The 21,120-nt window shown below is 46.5% G+C and carries 20 protein-coding genes; 9 read left to right on the forward strand and 11 right to left on the reverse strand.

Features of this window, described 5'->3' with window-relative positions:
* The 11 genes from mnmE to Q0600_RS05080 all read right to left on the reverse strand — a co-directional run.
* The coding region (gene mnmE, locus Q0600_RS05030) for a tRNA uridine-5-carboxymethylaminomethyl(34) synthesis GTPase MnmE (protein ID WP_298757652.1) at positions 1–1,270 on the reverse strand (1,270 nt) is incomplete at its 3' end.
* Positions 1,271–1,272: 2 nt separating this feature from the next.
* A complete protein-coding gene (locus Q0600_RS05035) occupies positions 1,273–2,028 on the reverse strand; it encodes a Jag N-terminal domain-containing protein (protein ID WP_297883323.1) in 756 nt (251 codons plus the stop codon).
* Complete coding sequence (gene yidC / locus Q0600_RS05040; RefSeq protein WP_298757654.1) at positions 2,025–3,668, reverse strand: membrane protein insertase YidC; 1,644 nt, start codon at positions 3,666–3,668, stop codon at positions 2,025–2,027. The genes Q0600_RS05035 and yidC overlap by 4 nt, the downstream gene beginning before the upstream one ends.
* Positions 3,658–4,005, reverse strand: coding sequence for a membrane protein insertion efficiency factor YidD (gene yidD / locus Q0600_RS05045; RefSeq protein ID WP_297949690.1), 348 nt, complete (start codon positions 4,003–4,005; stop codon positions 3,658–3,660). The genes yidC and yidD overlap by 11 nt, the downstream gene beginning before the upstream one ends.
* Complete coding sequence (gene rnpA, locus Q0600_RS05050) at positions 4,002–4,337, reverse strand: ribonuclease P protein component (RefSeq protein ID WP_366517542.1); 336 nt, start codon at positions 4,335–4,337, stop codon at positions 4,002–4,004. Before rnpA ends, yidD begins: the two co-directional genes overlap by 4 nt.
* On the reverse strand, positions 4,325–4,459 hold the full coding sequence (gene rpmH / locus Q0600_RS05055; protein WP_005873223.1) for a 50S ribosomal protein L34: 135 nt from the start codon (positions 4,457–4,459) through the stop codon (positions 4,325–4,327). The genes rnpA and rpmH overlap by 13 nt, the downstream gene beginning before the upstream one ends.
* Positions 4,460–4,534: 75 nt before the next feature.
* A complete protein-coding gene (locus Q0600_RS05060) occupies positions 4,535–4,876 on the reverse strand; it encodes a hypothetical protein (RefSeq protein WP_298757657.1) in 342 nt (113 codons plus the stop codon).
* A gap of 8 nt (positions 4,877–4,884) precedes the next feature.
* Positions 4,885–6,243 carry a TolC family protein gene (locus tag Q0600_RS05065; protein WP_005873225.1) on the reverse strand — a complete coding sequence of 453 codons (1,359 nt, stop codon included), beginning with the start codon at positions 6,241–6,243 and terminating at the stop codon, positions 4,885–4,887.
* 13 nt (positions 6,244–6,256) lie between these two features.
* Positions 6,257–8,185, reverse strand: a complete 1,929-nt coding sequence (locus tag Q0600_RS05070; RefSeq protein WP_298757660.1) for a MacB family efflux pump subunit — start codon at positions 8,183–8,185, stop codon at positions 6,257–6,259.
* Between the two features lie 22 nt (positions 8,186–8,207).
* Positions 8,208–9,392 carry an efflux RND transporter periplasmic adaptor subunit gene (locus Q0600_RS05075; RefSeq protein WP_298757663.1) on the reverse strand — a complete coding sequence of 395 codons (1,185 nt, stop codon included), beginning with the start codon at positions 9,390–9,392 and terminating at the stop codon, positions 8,208–8,210.
* 64 nt (positions 9,393–9,456) lie between these two features.
* The gene (locus Q0600_RS05080; RefSeq protein WP_298757666.1) at positions 9,457–10,326 is read right to left on the reverse strand and encodes an EamA family transporter; all 870 of its coding nucleotides are present in this window, start codon (positions 10,324–10,326) and stop codon (positions 9,457–9,459) included.
* Positions 10,327–10,476: 150 nt separating this feature from the next.
* Between Q0600_RS05080 and glmU the strand changes: the two genes are divergently transcribed.
* From glmU to Q0600_RS05125, 9 genes are all read left to right on the forward strand, one after another.
* A complete protein-coding gene (gene glmU / locus Q0600_RS05085; protein WP_298757669.1) occupies positions 10,477–11,778 on the forward strand; it encodes a bifunctional UDP-N-acetylglucosamine diphosphorylase/glucosamine-1-phosphate N-acetyltransferase GlmU in 1,302 nt (433 codons plus the stop codon).
* Entirely contained in the window at positions 11,771–12,952 is a 1,182-nt protein-coding gene (coaBC, locus tag Q0600_RS05090; RefSeq protein ID WP_298757673.1) for a bifunctional phosphopantothenoylcysteine decarboxylase/phosphopantothenate--cysteine ligase CoaBC, read from the forward strand. Before glmU ends, coaBC begins: the two co-directional genes overlap by 8 nt.
* 3 nt (positions 12,953–12,955) lie before the next feature.
* Positions 12,956–13,633 (forward strand): polyprenyl diphosphate synthase, encoded by a 678-nt coding sequence (gene uppS, locus Q0600_RS05095; RefSeq protein ID WP_298757676.1) that lies wholly within the window; start codon positions 12,956–12,958, stop codon positions 13,631–13,633.
* A gap of 200 nt (positions 13,634–13,833) precedes the next feature.
* A complete protein-coding gene (locus tag Q0600_RS05100) occupies positions 13,834–14,259 on the forward strand; it encodes a hypothetical protein (protein WP_298757679.1) in 426 nt (141 codons plus the stop codon).
* Positions 14,260–14,324: 65 nt separating this feature from the next.
* A complete protein-coding gene (locus Q0600_RS05105; protein WP_298757681.1) occupies positions 14,325–15,080 on the forward strand; it encodes an A24 family peptidase in 756 nt (251 codons plus the stop codon).
* Positions 15,073–16,104 carry an LptF/LptG family permease gene (locus Q0600_RS05110; RefSeq protein WP_297916887.1) on the forward strand — a complete coding sequence of 344 codons (1,032 nt, stop codon included), beginning with the start codon at positions 15,073–15,075 and terminating at the stop codon, positions 16,102–16,104. The genes Q0600_RS05105 and Q0600_RS05110 overlap by 8 nt, the downstream gene beginning before the upstream one ends.
* Before the next feature lie 619 nt (positions 16,105–16,723).
* A complete protein-coding gene (gene truA / locus Q0600_RS10565) occupies positions 16,724–17,479 on the forward strand; it encodes a tRNA pseudouridine(38-40) synthase TruA (protein WP_366517543.1) in 756 nt (251 codons plus the stop codon).
* Between the two features lie 233 nt (positions 17,480–17,712).
* Positions 17,713–18,654: a TAXI family TRAP transporter solute-binding subunit gene (locus tag Q0600_RS05120; RefSeq protein WP_291937906.1), complete on the forward strand. Its 942-nt coding sequence runs from the start codon at positions 17,713–17,715 to the stop codon at positions 18,652–18,654.
* An 8-nt stretch (positions 18,655–18,662) separates the two neighbouring features.
* Positions 18,663–20,744 carry a TRAP transporter permease gene (locus Q0600_RS05125; protein ID WP_298757686.1) on the forward strand — a complete coding sequence of 694 codons (2,082 nt, stop codon included), beginning with the start codon at positions 18,663–18,665 and terminating at the stop codon, positions 20,742–20,744.
* Positions 20,745–21,120: the final 376 nt, after the last annotated feature.

Raw genomic sequence — 21,120 nt, forward strand, 5'->3', positions numbered from 1 at the left:
TTGGATTTATGGAATTCGCAAGAACTGTTTGGCTTGTAGGCGCGGAATTTATGGAAGTAGAATTTTGCGCGCTTAAGTCACGCTTTGAATTTTTAGCTTTTGAATTCTGCGCGCAAGAATTTAAAGAAGCGTCGCAGATCCGACTTTGCTTTAAATTTTCGGCTATGAAATTCTCTGATATGGGATTTTCGGCTGCGAAATTTTTTGCAGAAAAAGCCTCTAAATCCTCGTCAAGATCCTCCACGCTAGGATGAAATTTACGCGGCAAGTCGCATTTATTTAAAACGTAGATGATTTTTTTGTCTTTTTGTTCACGCAATATTTTTAAGATCTGCGCGTCCTCGGCGTCCCATTCGCGACTTGCGTCAAACACTGCCAAAATCACGTCCGCCTCGCTTGCAGCGCGAAGCGAATATGAAATGCCGATACTTTCGAGCTTTGAGCTGCTGTGTCTGATACCTGCAGTATCGACTATACGGATTAGATGAGTGCCTATCTGCAGGCTTTCTTCAATGAGATCGCGCGTAGTGCCCGCTTCGTCGCTAACAATAGCGCGACTAAAGCTCAGCATAGAATTTAAAATGCTTGATTTACCGACATTAGGCTTACCCACAATCGCTACTTTAAAGCCCTCGATTAGCCCTTTGCGACTGCGGCTTATGCGGGTGATTTTTCCCAGGCTTTTTATATTTTCATCCAGCATCTTTTGCGAGCTTTGCAGCACATCAGAAGGCAGATCGTCCTCTGCGTAGTCGATGCAAACCTCGACAAAAGCTAGCGTCTTAACCAGAGCCGCGCGCAGATTTGCGACGAAGTCTGCTAGCTCGCCGCGCAGGTTTCTAGCTAAAATTTTAGCCGCACTTTGCGAGCGCGAATTAATCAGATCGCTTATGGCTTCGGCTTTGCTAAGATCCATTTTGCCGTTTAAAAACGCTCGCTTACTAAACTCACCCGGATTTGCTATGCGCGCACCCAGAGCCAGCACGGCATCTAACGCCAAGGATGAAGCCGTAAAGCCACCGTGGGTCTGCACTTCTACGACATCCTCGCCGGTAAAGCTATGCGGAGCCTTAAAATATATCAAAATCGCCTCGCCGAACGCTTCGCCGCTCGCGTCAAAAAGATTCACAAGCGTAGCATAGCGAGGTCGCAAAAAACTGCGATGTGAAAGGCTTAGAGCGATAGATAGCGCTTCCTCGCCTGAAATTCTAACTATGCAAATTCCGCTGATGCCGTGAGCCGTAGCGATAGCGGCGATAGTCTCGCTCACGATTAGCTTTTTTCGTCTACGATGACGATTTTGCCGCTACGCGTGGATTTGATGCCCACGAAACGATCTGGATATGCTTGTTTTAGCTTGTCGGCTACGATTTTGATAAATGCACCGTCAAAAGCCTTCGTGACGATACGCTCATTTCCAGAGCGCTCCACGAGCGCATTTACATAAGAATCGATAAATCGTTCTTGATTTTGTAAAAATTCTGCGATTTCAAAAACCACAGCAAGATCATATCTGATGCTGATCCAGTTGTAAATCATATACGAAAGCGCCTTGTAGCGGTGTCCTTCTTTGCCGATAAGCAGCGCGCTATCCTCGCCTTGCAGCTTGATATAGACGGTATTTTCGTCGATTTTGCTAACATCGCTAACTTCAATATTAAACTCGCTTGATCTAAAAAGTGCAGATAGCTTCTCTTTGATATCGGATAAAATTTCATCCGTCACAACGCCCTTTTGCTTTTCTTTGCGATGTTTAGAATGCGTGGCGCGCGGACTTTGAGACTCTGATTTGTCGCCCTGCTTTTTCTCTGCTTTACCGACTTTGCTTTGCGGAGTGCTAAATTCCGGATTTTCGCTAAATTTCTCCCCTTCCAAAACCGCTTCTATTACGGCATTTTTTTTAAAAAAGCCCAAAAATCCGCCGCTTGGATGCTGCAAGACGCGCACGTTAAGTTGCGTTACTGAGCATCCAAGCTCAGCTGCTGCTTTATTATATGCGTCTTTTAAATTTTCTGCTTCAATTATCATGATTTTTTCTCCGCTATTTGAGCTTGTTTATGCCTAGCAAAGGCTTTATTAATGACGTATTGCTGGATAATGGAGCAGAAATTATTTACCGTCCAGTATAGCGTAAGACCAGCAGGGAACATCACAAAAAATACCGTAAAAATGAGCGGCAAGAATTTCATCATCTTCTCTTGCATCGGATCGGTAAATGTAGTCGGCGTAATCTTTTGTTGCAAAAACATCAAAATTCCCATCGTAATCGGCAGGATGTAATATGGATCTTTAAGCGACAGATCGTGGATCCACAGCGCCCACTCCGCGCCCTTTAGCTCGATCGCGTTAAGCAAAACGCGGTAGATCGCGAAAAATACCGGTATTTGAAGCAAAATCGGCAAGCAGCCGCCCATCGGATTGGCGCCGTTTTTCTTATACAGATCCATAATATGCATCTGCATCTTTTGCTTATCGTCCTTATATTTCTCCTGAAGCTCCTTCATCTTAGGCGCCAGATCTTTTAGCTTATTCATAGATAGCATTCCCTTGTAGCTTAGCGGGAATAAGATTAGGCGGATAATGAGCGTAAGCACTACGATCGACCAACCCCAGTTACCGATATAGCCGTGCAGCCAGTTTAGAAATTTAAACATAGGACGGGCGATAAAGGTAAACCAGCCGTATTCGATGATATTGGTAAGAACCGGATCTATCGAGTTTAGCGTCGCGTGATCTTTCGCGCCGATATAGCCCGTAAGACTAAGATCGCCGTCCGAGCTTATGAAAACCTGCGAAATTTTATCTGCGTCAGTCACGGTCGCATTCAAGCTCTCTCCGTAAAATAGCGTCGTATAATAGCGATCGGAGCTTGCAGCGATATTTACGCCACTTATTCGCTCGTTTTTATCCACATCACCATCTTTAAAAATTTCTACGCTTTCGTTTATAGCCTGCGAGCCTGTAAAAAATGAAGCGATTTTATCTGAAATTCCCGCTTCGCCCGGTTTTCCTACGATGACGCCGTGAACCGTATAGCTATCTACTTCTACGTTCGGGCGCGAGCCGGGACTAATAAAATAATGCGCATTGCCGCTTAACTTCAGATCCAATTTATAACTACCATTTGGATAAAAGGTAAGAATTTTATTTATGCTAACGGCGCCTAAACTTTGACTTAACGTAACGCTAGCCTCTCCGTTTCGTACGTCCAGCTCGCTAGATGAAGCGCTGTAAGGAGTATCAAAAGCCATCGCATTCAACGCCGCGTCCTCGAAACGCACCTCAAGCGGCTTGGAATGCGATTTGGCATCGATCAAATTTATCGCATCGCCGTTTTCGTCACGGAATTTAGCATCATTTAGCACATACGAGCTTATGCGACCGAGCCTGTCGATCGTAAAATTTGCTTCTTTGCCAACCACGCGTACTAACGGTGCAGATATGGAATTTGCAGTATTTAAATTCGCTCCCTGCGCGCTCACGCCAGCGGCGGAAGTTTGCGGAGCGGACTTGGCGGCATTTTTTTGCGCTATTTGCGCTGCGGTTGCATTTGCCTCCATTGCGGCGCGAATTTTTGATAAATAAAAATGATCGTAAGCTACAAAAAATATGAGCGCAGTTGCTATTGCGATAGCAAGGCGCTTTGATTGAGGAAGTTTATCTAGCACTATTTTCTCCTAGTCGTATGACGTAATATCTATTTTTTTTATATGGTATAAACCAAAGCTTAAATTTATCCGCAGAGGCATTGCTGCTGCGGATTTTAGAAAATACGCAAAATTTGAAATTTCGCGCGATTATCGGATAATCTATGCCGCCGCTAAAGAGCGGATTGCATCTTAAAATTCTAGCCGTTACAGCGCAGAGCGCGCCAAATACGCCGTTAAACTTAAACTCATAAAGCGCGTATTCCGAACAGCTCGGATAGTAGCGGCAACAGCGTGGCAGCAAAGGCGAAATAAATTTTCGATAAAACCCGATCGCGGCTATAAAAAATCTCTTCATTTTACTGCGCCGATCTTTTTAAACGCCCATTTTAAATTTCGCTCAATGTCTTCAAAGCTCATATCTATGATCTGCTTTTTTGCGATTAATATAAAAATTCCGCTAACAATGGCGTCTTTTTGATTATAAAACGCGGCGCGCAAACGCCTTTTAGCGTAATTTCGCGTAACTGAATTGCCTATTTTTTTACTGGCGACTGCGCTAAATTTACGCTGCTCGCTAGCCAAAAAATACACGACAGCGCATTCGCAATGCCACTTTGCCGCACTTTTATAAACCTCCGAAAAAACCCTGCTATCGCTTATCGCAGCGAATTCGCCTACGCAGCCAATCTTCTTCTGCCTTTAGCACGTCTTGCACTTAAAACTCTGCGGCCGTTTTTTGTTTTCATACGGACGCGAAAGCCGTGAGTGCGCTTTTTAGGGGTATTGTGGGGTTGGTACGTTCTTTTCATAACTGTTCCTTTAAGAAAATGTAAAGCGGAGATTTTATAGAAACTTTACTTAAAAACCGATAAACAAAAGCAGCCCTAGCGCCGATAAGCGTCGCCTTGCAGCTTTTTACGGCGCAGTTTTAAGTCCTGTTCATTTTTATTGTTTCGCTCCTTGATGTCTTGCATCGGCTGCTTTTTCATCGAAAAATCATCGTGGTCGCCTGCGCCTTTTGATTCACGTTGCAAATTATTTTGCAGGCTTTGCCTATCTAGTTCATTTTTTTGACGATTTAGCAGAATTTCACTATGGTTTTTCTCAAATTCTGATTGTTTATCGTTCGCAACGTAAGCGCTGGCGCTAAGGCTTACTGCACCATCTTGCGCACTTAGTACCATAGAATCAGCAAATATCGCACCGCAAAGCAACCAAAATATCAAAGCCTTTTTCATTTGCGTTTAAATTTACCTGCCATCGCGCGATAGATCGCCGCCTCATTTTGAAGCGTCAAATATCTTTGATTTAGCTCGTTTATCTTAGCGTTTACGGCGTCGGTGCGGGCTTCTAGCATATCCTTTAGCTCGCTTGAACCTGCTTCGTATTTCGCGGCGTAAAGATCGGCAATGCGCGCCTTTTCATCGTAAGCAGCGCTTAAATTTTTAAGGCTAGCTAGATTGATCTGGTAAATTCTATATAAATTTAGCACCTCATTCGTAGCGTTAGAGAGCGTCTGTTCGTAATTTACGACATTTTTGCGAAAAGCGATCTCCGAAATTTTAAGGCGGTTTTCAACCCTCGCATAATCCAAAAACGGCAGACTTATGCTTACGTTGCCGCTTAAAAAATTTAGCTTGAAACTATCGTTAGCGCTCACGCCTTGCCCGTTAGTAAGCCCTGCGCCCAAATTCACGCTAGGAAAGAAATTTAACTTAGCGGTCTGTTCGTCGTAAAAGCTGGAATTTAGCCTAGCGATCGCAGCTCTAATGTCGGGGCGGTTAGCAAGCGCCGTGTAAGGCACATTTAGATCAACGCCTTGGAATTCTATGGAATTTATCGAATCGGTGTTATCATCAAACTGCAAGCTGGAGGAGATGAGATTTCTCATATATTTATGATTATCCTCGATATTTTTTTGAATGCTTAAGACCTTGTTTTCAAGCCCTAGGATAGAATTTTGAATCTGCCTGTAATCAAGCTGTTCGGACTTGCCGTAATCGTATTTTGCCTTGATTATTTTTTCGATCTCTCGGTAATCGCTTAAATTCTGTTTTGTCCATTTTAGCGAATCGTTTAGATAAAGCATCTCAAAGTAGCCGCTTACGACGGAATTTATAAGAGTCAGGCGAGTATTTTCAAGGTCAAACTCGCTGGCTTTAGCGTTCCAGCCCTCGGCATTTACCGCCGAGCGGATCTTGCCGAAAAGATCAAGCTCATAGCTTACGTTAAAGCCCGAGCTATAGGTTTTGTTCCAATTCGAGCCGGTGCTTATGTCGCGATTAGCGCCCGCACTCCACGAGCTGCTTAGCGTAGGAAAAAGATCAGCCCTGCTTAGCCCTAAATTTGCATAAGCACTCTCAACGTTTAAAGCCGCTGTTTTTAGATCGTAGTTATTCGCAAGGGCTTGATCTACAAGCTTATTTAGATATGATTCGCCATATTTTTTATACCACAGCGTATCGATTTCATAGCTTGCATTTTCGTCCTTAAAATGCTCTACAGGTTTAAATTCGACCTCACTTTGATTTGAGGCACAACCGCCGATAAAAACAGCTAAAACGCCGCTTAAAATTACTTTGGAATTTATCATTTTCTCTCCTTGTTTATTCTTGTGCTAAAGCATCTATCGGATTTAATCTGCTGGCGTTTCTTGCCGGCAGATAGCCGAAAACTATACCGATCGCGGACGACGCCGCAAAGGCGATCACGAAAGGTGCGGTAGTAAATTTCATCACAAAATCCGGGCTTATGGTATTAAATGCAAATCCAAGCGCCAAAGCGATTAAAATTCCTAAAGCTCCGCCCAGCGAGCAAAGCAAGATCGCCTCTATCAAAAATTGCTGCAAGATGTTGGATTGCTTCGCGCCGATCGCCATTCTGATGCCGATTTCGCGCGTGCGCTCGGTAACGCTTACGAGCATGATATTCATCACGCCGATGCCGCCGACGACGAGCGAGATCACCGCGATTGATGAGATCAGAATCGTCATCGTGCTGGTAGTGCTTTGTATTGTTTGTTTGATAGTATCTGCGTTCATCGTATGAAAATCCCGCGAGCCATGTCTTTGGATAAGTAGCTGAGTTAGGCTCTCTTCGGCCACTTGAGTATTGACATCGTCTTTTATTTTGATGGTAATAGAGCTGATTTTTCGATTGCCCGTGATTTTATTCATCACAGTTGAGTACGGCGCGTAAATTCTTAAATTTTCGTTGCTTCCGAAGGCGTTTTTATCCTTACCCGAAACTCCTATGATCTTAAGCGGCTTACCCGAAAATAAAATCGTCTTGCCGATTGGATCTGAATTTTTAAAAAATGTTTTTTTAGTGTTTGGATCGATAATCGCGACGGAGGCAGAATTTTTAATATCATCGTCACTAAAATTTCTACCATCTTCTATATCTATGCCATTAACCGCCAAAGAATTCACGCCGCCGCCGCGTAGTTGAGCCTTGGAGCTTAAATTAGCATATGTTGCCGTACCGCTTGCAGAAGCGTTGGGTGTAGCATAATCAACATAAGGCTGACGCGCCAAAACTTTAGAATCGCTTATCGTAAGGGTGCTCACGAAGCCCGCACGCACGTCACCGAAATTTTTACCGGGAAAGATATCGATCGTATTGGTGCCAATTTTACGGATCTCGGATAAAATTTTCTCCTCCGAACCCTTACCGAGAGCTACTACGCAGATAACAGACGCGATGCCGATGATGATGCCTAACATCGTCAAAATCGATCTTAGTTTATGCGAAAATATCGCGCTAATCGACATTTTAAAGCTTTCGATGAGCTGATCTTTGCGCAGTATGAAAGAATTTTTCGTTTTGATCTGCTCTTTTTTGCGCTCAAAAATCCGCTCCGTCTTTCTTTTATCGCTTAAAATTCTGCCATCTTTGATCTCGATGATACGATCCGCAAATTCCGCAATATGCGCATCATGCGTAACTATGATGATGGTGTGCCCCTCTTTATGCAGCGCCGTTAAAATTTGCATCACCGTCTCGCCGCTTTTGCTATCAAGCGCGCCGGTAGGTTCGTCTGCCAAAATCACTTCGCCGCCGTTTATCAGAGCGCGAGCGATACTTACGCGCTGCTGCTGCCCGCCGCTAAGTTTGCTCGGTAAATTTTTGGTGCGATCGCCAAGCTCCAGCTTATTTAAAAGCTCCACCGCTCGCTTGCTTCGTTCGCTCGCTCCTACGCCCGCATACACCGCAGGTAGCGAGACGTTTGCGGTCGCGTCCATCGTGGCGATGAGATTATATTTTTGAAAGACAAAGCCAAATTTTTTACTTCTAAGCGCCGCAAGCTCGTCGCCGCTTAAATTCGCAGTCTCGCGACCTTCGATCTTATAGCTTCCGCTGCTTGGCGTATCGATGCAGCCGATTATATTCATCAGCGTCGATTTTCCACTTCCGGATTGCCCGATTATCGATATAAACTCGCCCGCTTCGATATTTAAGTTTACGTCCTTTAGGACGTGGATTTCGTTATCGCCGAGAATGAATTTTTTGTTTATATCTTTAAGCTCTAGCATCTTTTACACCATAAAATTTTAACTAAAACACCATCGGAGGCCCGTCCATATTTAACGGCGCGGCTTTTCCGTCGGCGATGAGTACCTCATCTTTTTCATCCAAACCGCTTAAAATTTCAGTATTCAAATCGTCGCTGACGCCCGTTTTTACGTATCGCTGCTCAGGCTCTTTGCCGTTAAGCACCGTGACGTAATCGCCTTTCGCGTCGCGCTTGATAACCGAGGTAGGCAGGTAGCTCGTATTGTTCACTTCGCTTACGATTATGTTGTTTTCGGTCGTCATACCGATCTTTAAAAAATCGTTTTCATTGTCTACGAGCATCTTTGCGTAAAAATAGATCGCGCTGTCGCTGCTACTCGAAGAATAAGACGATCCGCTAGAGGTTTTATCGTAAGTCCCGTCGCTAAGCGTGGTAAGACCGGGGTCGATCTTGTAAATTTTAGCCTTTTTGATATTATCCAGATCCGATAGTATGGAGTATTCTACGTCCATTCCAACCTTTACTTTGGATATATCACCCTCTGCGATCTGCATCTTGATCTCCATCTTGCCTAGATCGGCGATCTTTACGATCGTAGGCGTAGTTTGGTTGGAATTTACCGTTTTGCCCTCCTCTACCGGCATCGAAACGATCGTGCCGCTTATCGGAGCCGTGATCTTGGTGTAGCCGAAATTCGTCTCCGCCGTGCTTAGCTGAAGTTTGGTCTGCTCGATCTGCGCCTCGATCTGCTTCTGCTCGGCCTCTTTTAAAGCGGCGCTATTTTTAGCGTTTTCCACAGCCTCTTTGGAAGCGGCGTTTCTTTTATACAGCTCAAGCTCGCGATTATACTGCGTTTTAGCATTTGCCGCGGCGATCTTTGCCGAAGCCAAATTTGCCTCGTGGATCAGAAGCTGCGCCTTTTGCTGTGCGATCTCGTTTTCTTGAGTGACCGAGTCGATCTGTGCGATCATATCGCCTTTTTGAACCTTATCGCCAACTTTGACGTAGAGCTTTTTGATCTGACCGCTTACCTGCGCGCCCACATCGACCAAATCTCTGGCGTAAACCTCGCCCGCAGCCGTCACCGTGCCTCTGATATCGCCCTTTTCAAGTCTAGTCGTAAGAGCTTTCGGCGCCTCTTCTTGCTTAAAAAATTTGCCGTATAAGAAGTATATCGCAATGACTATGAGCAGGGTAAAGGCGATAAATTTCAAGGTTTTTTTCATTTAGCCAACTTCAAATAAAATAAGGGCTAATTCTAATGTAAAAATATAAAATTTTAGTTAAATACTAAATTCTTTGCTCGCGCAGGGCGTAAAATTTCATAATCTTTTTATGCAAAATTAGCGAAACATAAATCAGCGCCGAGCCCGCAAGTAAGCGCGCTATATCGGCGTCCTTTTGCCAAAACACTAAATTTACGACGATCGCTGCGGGGATGAGCGCGTTATTCATAATCGCAAGCACGCCGCTATCGACTTCGCACGCGCCTTTGTTCCACAAAAAATACCCCAGAGCGCTTGCGACAGTGCCCAGATACACGATCACCGCGCCTTGGGAGAAGCTGGGATTAAATTTAGAAAAATCTCCGAGCACGATCGCGGCAATCGCCGTAACGGCGGTGGCCCCCACAAAAAAGTAGCCGAAAAGCTCCTTCTGCTCGCTAAAGCCGTGGCGCTCCAGCATAAATTTATACGCGCTCTGTCCGAGCCCGAAGCATAAATTTGCGCCCTGCACAAGCAAAAAGCCCGTCAAAAACTCGGAGCTTATCGCGCCGAATTTTATCACCAGGGCACCTAGCACCGCGACAGCGACGCTGAAAAGATATAGCGCGCGAAATCTAAGCTTAAGCGCGTCGTAAAGCAGCGTCACGTAAAACGGAGTAAATATCGTAAAAAGCGCCACTTCATAGACCTTCAAATACGCAAAGCTGCGGTAGTAGAAGATATACATCACGCCGATCTGCACGGCGCCCACGGCGCAAATTTTAAGCGCCAGGGCTGGATTTACGCCACGAAATTTCATAAACGGCAAAAAGCAAATTAGCGCCAACGATACGCGCGAAAATGCCAAATACGCGCTGTCTATGCCGCGCAAAAACTCGCCTATCAGCGAGAAACTAAAAGCCCAAATACAAGTAACTAAAATCAGTTTTTTCAAAACGTCCGCCTAAGCTTTAAAATTTAGGCGGAATTTTATAAAATTTTAGTTGAATTTGGGATTTAAATTTCGCCCACGCGGCATAAATTTAGGTTTTTATTTATTTTAAATGTGTTAAAATTATCCGATTTTTGAAATTTAAGGGTAAAAATGAACGACGTTTCGGTTATAGTTCTTGCCGCAGGACTCGGCACTCGGATGAAGTCGCAAAAAGCTAAAGTTCTTTTCGAGCTTTGCGGCGAGCCGATGATAATCCACATCTTAAAGAAAGCTTACGAAATTTCAAACGACGTGAGCGTGATTTTACACTATCAATTTGACGAGGTTAAAAGCGCAATTCTAGCGCACTTTCCAAACGCTAAAATTTACAAACAAGATCACGAGCATTTCCCCGGCACTGCGGGCGGACTAAAAGAGGTCGAAATCCGCAGAGCCAAAACGCTCATAATCTGCGGCGATATGCCTTTGGTAAAAAGCGCCGAGCTTCGCAAACTCTGCGAGGGGGACGCGGAAGTAAATTTAAGCGTTTTTAGCGCGCGCGATCCATTCGGATATGGCCGCGTAATCACCAGAGGCGGCGAAATTTTAAAGATCGTCGAGCAAAAGGACGCAAACGAGGAAGAAAAGGCGGTAAAAGACGCAAACGCAGGCTGCTACTGCTTTAAAAGCGAAGCATTGAAACAGATTCTACCGCAGATCAAACCCGATAACGCGCAAAAAGAGTACTACCTCACCGACGCTATCAAAATCGCCAAAGATATGGGCTTAAAATGCGCCGCCGTGTGGGTGGACGAGCAAAGCTTCATGGGGATAAACGATAAGCTCGCCCTCAGCGTCGCCGAAAATTTAATGCAAAACGAGATCAAAGAAAATTTGATGAAGCAAGGCGTTTTAATGCGCCTACCGCAAAGCATCTACATCGATAGTAGGGCGAAATTTATCGGCGAGTGCGAGCTGCAAGAAAATGTAAGCATCATAGGCCCTTGCGTGATCGAAAGCTCGCTCATCAAAAGCGGTTGCGTCATCGAAGATAGCGTCGTAAAAAACTCCGACATCGGTCCGATGGCGCATCTGCGCCCAAAATGCGAGGTTATAGGCACCCATATCGGAAATTTCGTCGAGCTTAAAAACGCGAAAGTAAACAAAATCAAGGCGGGGCATTTAAGCTATCTCGGAGATTGCGAGATCGATGAGGGCAGCAATATCGGCTGCGGCACGATTACGTGCAACTACGACGGCAAGAAAAAATACAAAACGATAATCGGCAAAAACGTCTTTATCGGCTCGGACACGCAGCTAGTAGCGCCCGTGCGGATAGCCGACGACGTCATAATCGCCGCCGGCACAACGGTTACAAGCGACGTTCCGAGCGGCGCGCTGGCGATCAGCCGAAGCAAACAAATCAACAAAGATAGGTTTTTCCATAAATTTTTTAGGAGCGAAGATGAGTAAGAAAAAGGTTTTACTGGCGGTTTGCGGGAGTATCAGTTTTTACAAAGCGTTTGAAATTTTATCCGCTCTGAAAAAGTCGAATTTCGACGTCTATGTCGCGCTTAGCGACGGCGTGCAGGAGTTTGTTAGCTACAAGGCATTCGAGGCGCTATGCGATCACCCCGTGCTTTGCAAAGCTAACGAAAACTGGCAGGCGGGCATCAACCACATCGCTTACTCCAAGGTGGATTTGGTTTTGATCGCGCCTGCAACGGCAAATACGATAAACAAGCTCGCATGGGGCGTCTGCGACAACGTATTTTTAGAGGTGCTAAACGCGGCTTTCGCCCATGCCAAGGTAGTTATCGCGCCAGCCGCGAACCCCGCACTACTTGAAAACAACATCACGAAAAACTGCATCGATATGTTAAAAGCGAGCGTCAATGCGTATTTCGTCGATCCGATAGAAAAAACCCTAGCTTGCGGAGATACCGGCAAGGGCGGACTAGCGAGCACCGAGGCGATTATGCAGACGCTAAAGCGTGCGCTTTACAACGATAAATTTTGGGAGGATAAAACCGTCATCATCACCGGAGGCGCGACGATTGAAAAGATCGATAGCGTGCGCGGCATTACGAATTTTTCCAGCGGCAAAACCTCCAAAGCGATTGCCGACGCGCTGTTTTATCTGGGCGCAGACGTAACGCTGATCTCTAGCAACGAATATGAAAATTTACCGTACAAGCTCGTTAAATTTGAAAGCACCATCGGGCTAAAATCGGCGCTTGACAGCACAAAATTCCCCGACGGCTCATATTTGATAATGGCCGCTGCGGTAAGCGATTATTCGCCGAAAGTGCGCTATAAAGACAAGGTGAAAAAGGCGGAGATCGGCGAAATTTGGAATTTACGCCTGGGCGAAAACGAGGATATCTTAAGCTCCGTGCGCGGAAATATCAAAAAAGTGGGCTTTAAACTCGAAACCGACCGCGAAAACGCCGTCGGCGAGGCCAAACGCATGCTTAACGAAAAGCATCTCGACGCCGTCTGCCTAAACGTGCTGGACGACATCATCAAGCTCGGCGGCGACGTCCTTAAGGTCACCTTTATCACGAAAAACGATCAGGTCGTAATCGACACCGCGCCGAAGGACGAAGTCGCCCTAAAAATCGCGGCTGAGCTGAAAAAAATCTGATCCGTGAATAGCCTAAATCATCTAGCCCTAGTGATGGACGGCAACGGGCGCTGGGCGAAAAAGCGCGGTTTGCTGCGCACCGGCGGGCACGAAGCGGGCGCGGAGGTCGTGGAGCAGATCTGCGAGTTTTGCATCGACGAAGGCATCGCGAACCTCACGCTCTATGCCTTTAGCACCGAAAATTGGAAGCGCCCGAAAAGCGAAGTGGAATTTTTGATGAAACTGCTTCAAAAATTCCTAATTTCGCGCCGCGAAAAATTTATCCAAAATGGGATAAAATTCTATCCGATCGGTGACATATCGGCTTTTGAGGGCGATCTGCGAAGCGAGATCGAATATCTTTCAAATTTAACTCAAAACGGGCGAGCGCTAAATTTTAACCTAGCGATCAACTACGGCTCACGCGATGAGATCGTGCGAGCGTGCGAGCGGCTGCTTGCAAGCGGCGAGCGGCTAAGCGAAGCGGGCATCGGCGCGCATCTGGATACCGCGCACAGCGGCGACGTGGATCTGCTGGTGCGCACGGGCGGCGAGCAACGGCTGTCGAATTTCTTACTCTGGCAGGCGAGCTATGCCGAGCTTGCGTTTACGCCGACGCTGTGGCCCGATTTCACGCGCAAGGAGCTTGCGCGCATAGTGGATGATTTCCGCCGCAAACAACGCCGCTTCGGCGGTCTTTAAGCTGCGGCGCAGTCGCTCTAACGGTCGCTTTAAATTTTAAAATTTAATCTGCGGGCACTCGCGGCACCATAGAAATTTTAAATTTCGCCCATTTAAATTTAAAGCTCTAGCGCGAGCTGCGTTGCGCGGCGCGGTAAATTTAACGCGGCAGAATTTTAAAAACCGCGCCGCGCGTTCATGCAAAGACCGAAAGGAAGGCTATGAGCTACTACATACAATGTGGTTGCGGCAAAAAACTTACCAAAAAGCCGATGAAATCTCTAAGATGCCCAAGATGCGGCAGCGTGTATAAAAAACAAAAGAAATTTATACTCGCGGTCTACATTTGCCTGCTCCTGTTTTTTGTGCTAACATTTGCTTTCATCCCCGATAAAATGGGGATTTTGGCATCTGCAGGCAGCTGGATAGGCGCATATATTATGTTTTTGTGGATCGTAGATACTTTAAACTTCGATCTTTTGGACGCCGTGATATTAGTAGCGGGATTTTTGATTTTCGGCGGATTATATGGGGCATGCGACAAGCCGCTAATCGCCGGGCTCATAGCCATTTTATTTTGCGTAGGCGCGGCGGCGATTTTCGTAAAATTTTTCCCTTATAAGAGGCAAAAAATCAATGAAAACTAAGAAATTTCTCGCTACCATAAAGCGTTTGATTAAATTTTAAAAAGTTAAAGCTCCAAAGGAAAAAGATGGATTTAAATATCGTTTACGGCGTGATTTTTGCGGTATTCGGCACCTGCGTAGGCTCGTTTTGCAACGTCCTGATCTACCGCCTGCCGCGCGGACAGAGCGTAAATTTTCCCGCATCGCACTGCCCGAAATGCTCTCACGCTTTAAAATTTTACCATAACATCCCGCTGCTTTCGTGGCTCTTTTTGGGCGGCAAATGCGCCTTTTGCAAAACCAAAATTTCGATTCGCTACCCGATCGTCGAGCTTTTAGGCGGCGCGCTTGCGCTTGCGGCGTATTTCGGCGAGCCCGATCTTGCAAAAGCCGCAATGCTTGGGCTTTGCTTTATCTTGCTTATGGCGCTTTCGGCGATCGATTTTGAGTATAAAGCCGTACCGGAGAGCCTTCTTTACGTAGTTACGGCGCTTTCGCTTGCTTATACGCTGATGTATGATTTTAATCTTAGCGGCGTAGGAGCGGCGGCGGGATACGCGGCGATATTTTTCGTGCTGCGCCTCATCGTCACTTTCGTGCTAAAGCGCGAAGCGATGGGCAGCGCGGATATTTTTATCGCGGGCGTTATGGGGGCGATTTTGGGCTGGAAGCTGGGCGGTATCTCGATCTACATCGGCGCGATTTTGACGCTACCTGCGTATCTCATCGCGCACAAAAGAGGCTATGAGCTGCCGTTCGTGCCGTTTTTATCGATGGGGCTGCTTCTTACCTTTATTTTTAGAGATCAAATTTTAAGGCTTCTGGACGTCATTTATGGATAGAGTGCAGCGCTATTTATTTAGTAATTTTGTCGGCTCGTTCGCGTCGCTTTTCAGCACGCTTTTTATCATAATGTCGATCGTCTTTTTCCTTCAGATCGCGCGCATTACGTCGTTTATCGAGATAAATTTTTCGGAGCTAGTCAAGCTCTATCTTTTCATGCTGCCGCGCATACTCATATTTACGGTGCCGATCGCGTTTTTCGTAGCGCTTAGTATCTCGCTTTTTAGGCTCTCTAAAGAGAACGAAACCATCGTCATCTTTACGATCGGCTACGCCACGCGCAAGATCGCGCTGTTTTTTGGCATAAGCGCCGCGCTGTGTTCCTTGGCACTACTTTTCGTATCGCTTTTTATGATGCCGATAGCCGAAAATTTAAAGGACAATTTCATCGATTACAAAAAAATTAGCGCGACGCTAAATATCAAATCCAACGAATTCGGGCAGAAATTCTCCGACTGGCTCGTTTTTATCGACTCGCAGGAAAACAACGGCACAAGCACGCTGTATAAGGATCTCGTGCTGTATAATCCGGGTAACTCGCAGGATCACGAGCGAATGATCGTAGCGCGTAGCGGCGAGTTTAAAAACGAAAACGCGAGCTTTTCTGCGATGCTACACGACGGCAAAATTTACACGATGGGCGGCGAGCAGTGGCACGTAAGCGAGTTTGAAAGCCTAACCCTGCGCACGCAAAGCGACCGCAATATCCGCGGCGGAGGCGGCGTGATCGGATACTGGAGCGATATGAGCGGCAGCGAGAAGCGCAGGAAGGAATTTAGCATCTACACCCTCGTCTCGCTCTTTCCGCTAGCGAGCTTTCTGTTTGCGCTAAGCCTCGGTATCGTGACCTATCGCTATGAAAAAGGCTTCGTTTACGCGGGGATCTTCGGCGTGCTTTTTAGCTACTTCGCGATGATTATGCTACTCTCCAAATACCCGAGCATCGCGCTTCCGGTGACATTCGGCGTTACGCTTATCGGCTCGCTGCTATACTACAGGATCAAAATTGCCCCGAGATACTGAAAAAGACTCCGAGCTTTGCGGCGGCGAAATTTTAAACAAAAGCTCGTCCGCTCGAAATTTAGCGGATAAAATTTCGGCTAGCAAGCCTAGCGCGTCTAAAATTTTGCGTGGCGTAAATTTAAAATGCAAAGCGCAAAACGGCGAGCAGGTTTTGATCTTAAACGATAAAATTTTAAATTTTAAAAATTCCGCTCTTGCAAGTACGGCAAGCGATACAGCTGCCTATACTGCGCCCGATTGCGGTTTAAAGCAAGAAAGTGTCAGGCGGAATTTGGACGCCGTTTCCGCTAAAAAGACTACGCGTGCGGCAAATTTAAATTCCGTCCGCAGAAATTCCGCCGATACCGCCGCTTTGGATATTTGTGTGGCAAACGCTGCGAAAGCTAATGTAGCGAGCGACGACGCTTTAAAAATCCATATCTCGTCCGCCGCAAAATTTTACACTACCCGTCCCGCGTCCGTCCGCACCGAAAACTCCCGCAAAGCAGATGCCGCCTACAAAGCGGGCATTTCCGCAAATACCCTTGCAAGCGCGTCCGAACTCAAAAATATTATTGAAAGCGCGCCTGCAAGCGACTTTGTAGCGAATGAACTTGCGCACATCGGCAAAATAAGCGCCCTGCCAAATACTCCTGCAGATGCGTGCACATATGCCGCGAGCGCAAACTCCGAGCGCGTAAAGCTCAAGCTCGTCTATTCCTATGACGGCTCGAAATTTAGCGGCTCGCAGTCTCAGCCTCACGGGCGCGGCGTCGAGGACGTGCTGCGCGCGGCTTTAGGGCGAGTAGGGATCTTTGCGCCACTCATCAGCAGCTCGCGCACCGATAAAGGAGTGCATGCGCTGCGCCAGGTAAGCTGCGTAGAATGCGCCGTGCACTGGGAGCTGCCGCGCCTAAAAGAACTCATAAACCGCCACTGCGCGCCCTATATTTTTGTACGTCACATCAACCCGGTGCCGCGCGATTTTCATCCGCGTTACGATGCCGTGGCACGCTGCTATCGCTACGTTTTAAACCACGGACGTCCCAGCCCCTTTCTTAGCGATTTTTGCGTGTTTTATCCGCGCGTAGATCTTGCCGCGCTCAATGCTGCGCTTGCAAATTTTATCGGCGAGCACGATTTTAGCGAGTTTATGAAAAGCGGCAGCGATATAAAAAGTCCCGTACGCGAGCTCTACGTCGCGCGTGCCTACTCTTTTAGAAATTTGACCTTGATAAATTTTAAAGCCAACGGATTTTTGCGAGCGCAGGTGCGGCTGATGGTCGCAAACGCCCTAAAATCCGTGCAGAGCGGGCGCAAGATCAGCTTCTCGCGAGCGCTTAGCAGAATCCCCTTCCCGCCGAACGGGCTGTATCTTAGCAGCGTGAGTTATTAAGGCTTTAAATTTATAGCGTTAAATTTTATCCACGGGCGTTTGGATTTCAAGCTTAGAATTTTATTGCGGTAAAATTCCGCATATCAGAGCAGATCGCCGAGCTACTTTGATATTAAATCACTTGCGCCGTGATGTGTAAAATCGTAAATTTGCGCGAAATTCGATCTGTTTTTATTAGAATTTTATAGAAATTTAGCAATACTTTCAAACTTTTAACTCAAAAAGGAGCAAAGATGAAAAAATTTTCTGTTGCTTTGGCCGGTTTGGCCTTACTAGCTAGCGTTTCAGGCGCTAAGGAGTTCATCAATATCGGCACCGGCGGTATGACCGGCACCTATTATCCGGTGGGCGGCGCGATTTGCCGCTTGGTAAATATGGATAAAAATATGAAATGCTCCGTGCAATCGACGGGCGGCTCGACGTATAACGTCAATAACGTGCTTAAAAAAGAGCTAAATTTCGGCTTCGTTCAAAGCGATGTCGTCTATGATAAATACAACGGTACGGGCAAATTTCAAGGCGCGGCGGATAAAAATTTACGCTCCGTAATTTCGATCTATCCGGAGCTTTTGGCTTTCGTAGTTTCTAAAGAGAGTGGCATCAAAGCTTACGGCGACGCCGCGGGCAAAAAGATCAATATCGGGAACCCAGGTAGCGGCAACGAGCTAACCAGCACTATAGTTTTTGAAAACTACGACTTTGATCTTAAAAAGCTCGCCCAGCACGGCGTCTTAACCGCGCAAGAATGCCCTATGGCGCTAAAAGATAAGAAGATCGACGGATACTTCTACGTCGTAGGACATCCGACCGCAAATATCACTGATGCGGCGACTTCGCTTCCTATCGACTTAGTCAGCATCGACGATGAGCATATCAAAAAAATTCTAGAAAAATATCCATATTTTGCCAAAGGCGTGATCCCTGCGAAAATGTATGACGGCGTAGATCACGATACGCAGACTATCGGCGTAAAGGCCGTACTCGTAACCGACGCTAGCCAAAGCGACGAGGCGGTTAGGGCGGTAGTTAAAGCTATACTTGATAATTTTGACGAGTATAAAAAGCTACACCCTGCGCTAAATTTGGTAAGCAAAGAATCTCTTTTAGAGGGGCTTAGTGCGCCACTTCATCCTGCAGCAGAGGCGGTGTATAAAGAAGCTGGGCTGCTGAAATAGGCTAGTTGATGGAGAAATCTACACAAAACGACGAGCAGGTTTTAGAGGTAAAGAGTAGAGAATTTACCTCTAAAAAGCTCTTCTGGCTCGTGACGCTGGTCTGCTTCTCGTGGTCGGTCTTTCAGCTTTACATCGCGTATTTTACGCTAAATACGAATATCGCGCGCTCAATCCACTTGGCGTTCGCCATTTTTATAATTTTTTCGCTTTTTCCGTTTCGCCCGCGCTCTAAGGCACATTTTTACATCCCGTTTTACGATTATATTTTATTAATCGTCGGAGTCGCCGCGATCTTGTATCCTGCAATAGAATTTAACGGGCTAGCGCAGCGCCCGGGAAATTATCTAACCAGAGATATCGTAGCGTCGTTTATCGGAATTTTCATACTCTTTGAAGCAGGTCGTCGTATGATGGGACCAGCGCTTGGTATTATCGCTTTTACCTTTCTTCTGTATTGCTACTTCGGTCCTTATATGCCCGATATCATCTCGCATCGCGGCGCAAGCTTTGAACTGCTTGCAGGGCATATGTTTTTAACTACAGAGGGCGTATTTGGCGTACCAGTGGGGGTCAGCACCAGCTTCATTTATCTGTTCGTGCTATTCGGCGCGCTTTTGGAGCGAGCCGGAGCGGGGCAGTATTTTATAAACGTAGCGTTTGCGATTTTAGGTCGCTTCCGCGGAGGGCCTGCCAAGGCTAGCGTAATCGCTAGCGGACTAACCGGAATGGTAAGCGGTAGTTCGACCGCAAACGTCGTGACGGTGGGTACCTTTACGATCCCGCTTATGAAAAAAGCGGGGCTTACCGCCACTAAGGCGGGCGCTATCGAGGTCGCTGCGGGCGTAAATGGGCAGCTTATGCCGCCTATCATGGGCGCTGCGGCGTTTATAATCGCGGAATTTTTGGGTATGAGCTACACCAACGTAATGATCGCGGCGGTGATCCCAGCCTTCGTCTGCTACGCGGGGTTATTTTTTATCGTGCATCTTGAAAGCTGCAAGCTAGGACTTCGCGGCAGCCGCGATTACGCCAAGGTTTCAAAGCTAAAAATTATATTTAGCGGCATTCATTACATAATCCCGATTTTGGTGCTTCTTTTTACTCTATTGATTCTAAAAGAAAGCGCGATCTCTGCAGCATTTAACTCGATTTGCGTGCTATTTTTAATAATGATCGTACAAGAGCCCGCTAAAAAAACGATATTTGGCGAAAAGGTTGGCAAGTCCGATTTTATCGTCGGCTTTGTCGATATCTTTTGGGCTATGGTAGGTGCTGCTAAAAACATGGTCACGGTCGCCGTTGCCACCGCGCTAGCGGGCATCATCATCGGCTCGATCTCGCTTACCGGGCTGGGACAGGTTCTTTCAGAGCTCGTGGAGGCGGTCGCAGGAAATAGCATAGTATTGATACTTCTGATGACTGCGATAATGAGCCTGATTTTGGGCATGGGACTTCCTACGACGGCGAATTATATCGTCGTTTCAAGCTTAATCGCGCCAGTGATTTTGATACTAGCGGGCAAAAACGGTTTTTTGATCCCTGCGATCGCAGTGCATCTTTTTGTCTTTTATTTTGGAATTTTAGCCGATGATACCCCGCCAGTGGGTATTGCAGCATACGCTGCGGCGGGTATCGCAAAGGCAAATCCGGTGACCGTGGGGCTTCAGGGCTTCGTGTATGATCTACGCACCGCGGTGCTCCCGTTTGCGTTTTTCTTCAACAATAAGCTGCTTTTGATCCAAAGCATCGGCGATCCGATGGATTCAAAAAGTATCGTTTGGATCAGTGATCCACTGCAAATCGTGCTGATTTTTGCTACGGCGATCGTAGGTATGTTTGCCTTCAGCTCCTCGCTACAAGGCTGGTTCGTAACCAAGTGCAACATGGTAGAGCGCCTACTATTGCTGCTAGTAACGCCGCTAATGCTGGTGCCTAATATCTGCGCGAAATTCATAGAGTTTATCCCAAGTGAATACGCAAGCTACGGCATCGGCGTAGCGATCTACGCGCTGATCTTTGCAAAGCAGTGGCTTTTAAGGCCTAAGGGCTCGGACGATACTCACGCCGAAAATAGCGTGCCTGCGGCGTAAATCCAAATTTGATCTCGCTAAATTTTAAGATAAATTTGCGGGGTCCTATTAAATCTATCTTCTTGCTTTACATTCTTGCGCCAGGATTTTAAATCTGAATCGACTCTTTACTCTAAATTTAAAACCTCGACAGATTTTGCCGTGATGATAAATCTAGTTTAAATTTAAATCCGCCTATATAAACTACTCAAAATTTTAAATTGCGCCGAAGCGATTATGCCCCTTAGTAAGATAAATTTATTCATACGAAGCTACTGTGTTAAAAAACCATCGCATATTAATCCCATGCTAGTCTATAATTATCGCAAGCCACAGGATACGCGAAATCAATAGAGCAAAATCCGTTTTTGCCTTGCCGCTTGAAATGCCTTCGATG

The organism is uncultured Campylobacter sp., from assembly GCF_938041645.1.
Classification (GTDB): domain Bacteria; phylum Campylobacterota; class Campylobacteria; order Campylobacterales; family Campylobacteraceae; genus Campylobacter_B.

Bases quoted from the DNA above. Each gene is read 5' to 3' on its own strand.
- Q0600_RS05035 (WP_297883323.1), bottom strand. From the start codon at position 2,028: ATGATAATTGAAGCAGAAAATTTAAAAGACGCATATAATAAAGCAGCA.
- yidD (WP_297949690.1), bottom strand. From the start codon at position 4,005: ATGAAGAGATTTTTTATAGCCGCGATCGGGTTTTATCGAAAATTTATT.
- rpmH (WP_005873223.1), bottom strand. From the start codon at position 4,459: ATGAAAAGAACGTACCAACCCCACAATACCCCTAAAAAGCGCACTCAC.
- Q0600_RS05065 (WP_005873225.1), bottom strand. From the start codon at position 6,243: ATGATAAATTCCAAAGTAATTTTAAGCGGCGTTTTAGCTGTTTTTATC.
- Q0600_RS05070 (WP_298757660.1), bottom strand. From the start codon at position 8,185: ATGCTAGAGCTTAAAGATATAAACAAAAAATTCATTCTCGGCGATAAC.
- Q0600_RS05075 (WP_298757663.1), bottom strand. From the start codon at position 9,392: ATGAAAAAAACCTTGAAATTTATCGCCTTTACCCTGCTCATAGTCATT.
- glmU (WP_298757669.1), top strand. From the start codon at position 10,477: ATGAACGACGTTTCGGTTATAGTTCTTGCCGCAGGACTCGGCACTCGG.
- coaBC (WP_298757673.1), top strand. From the start codon at position 11,771: ATGAGTAAGAAAAAGGTTTTACTGGCGGTTTGCGGGAGTATCAGTTTT.
- Q0600_RS05100 (WP_298757679.1), top strand. From the start codon at position 13,834: ATGAGCTACTACATACAATGTGGTTGCGGCAAAAAACTTACCAAAAAG.
- Q0600_RS05105 (WP_298757681.1), top strand. From the start codon at position 14,325: ATGGATTTAAATATCGTTTACGGCGTGATTTTTGCGGTATTCGGCACC.
- Q0600_RS05110 (WP_297916887.1), top strand. From the start codon at position 15,073: ATGGATAGAGTGCAGCGCTATTTATTTAGTAATTTTGTCGGCTCGTTC.
- Q0600_RS05120 (WP_291937906.1), top strand. From the start codon at position 17,713: ATGAAAAAATTTTCTGTTGCTTTGGCCGGTTTGGCCTTACTAGCTAGC.
- Q0600_RS05125 (WP_298757686.1), top strand. From the start codon at position 18,663: ATGGAGAAATCTACACAAAACGACGAGCAGGTTTTAGAGGTAAAGAGT.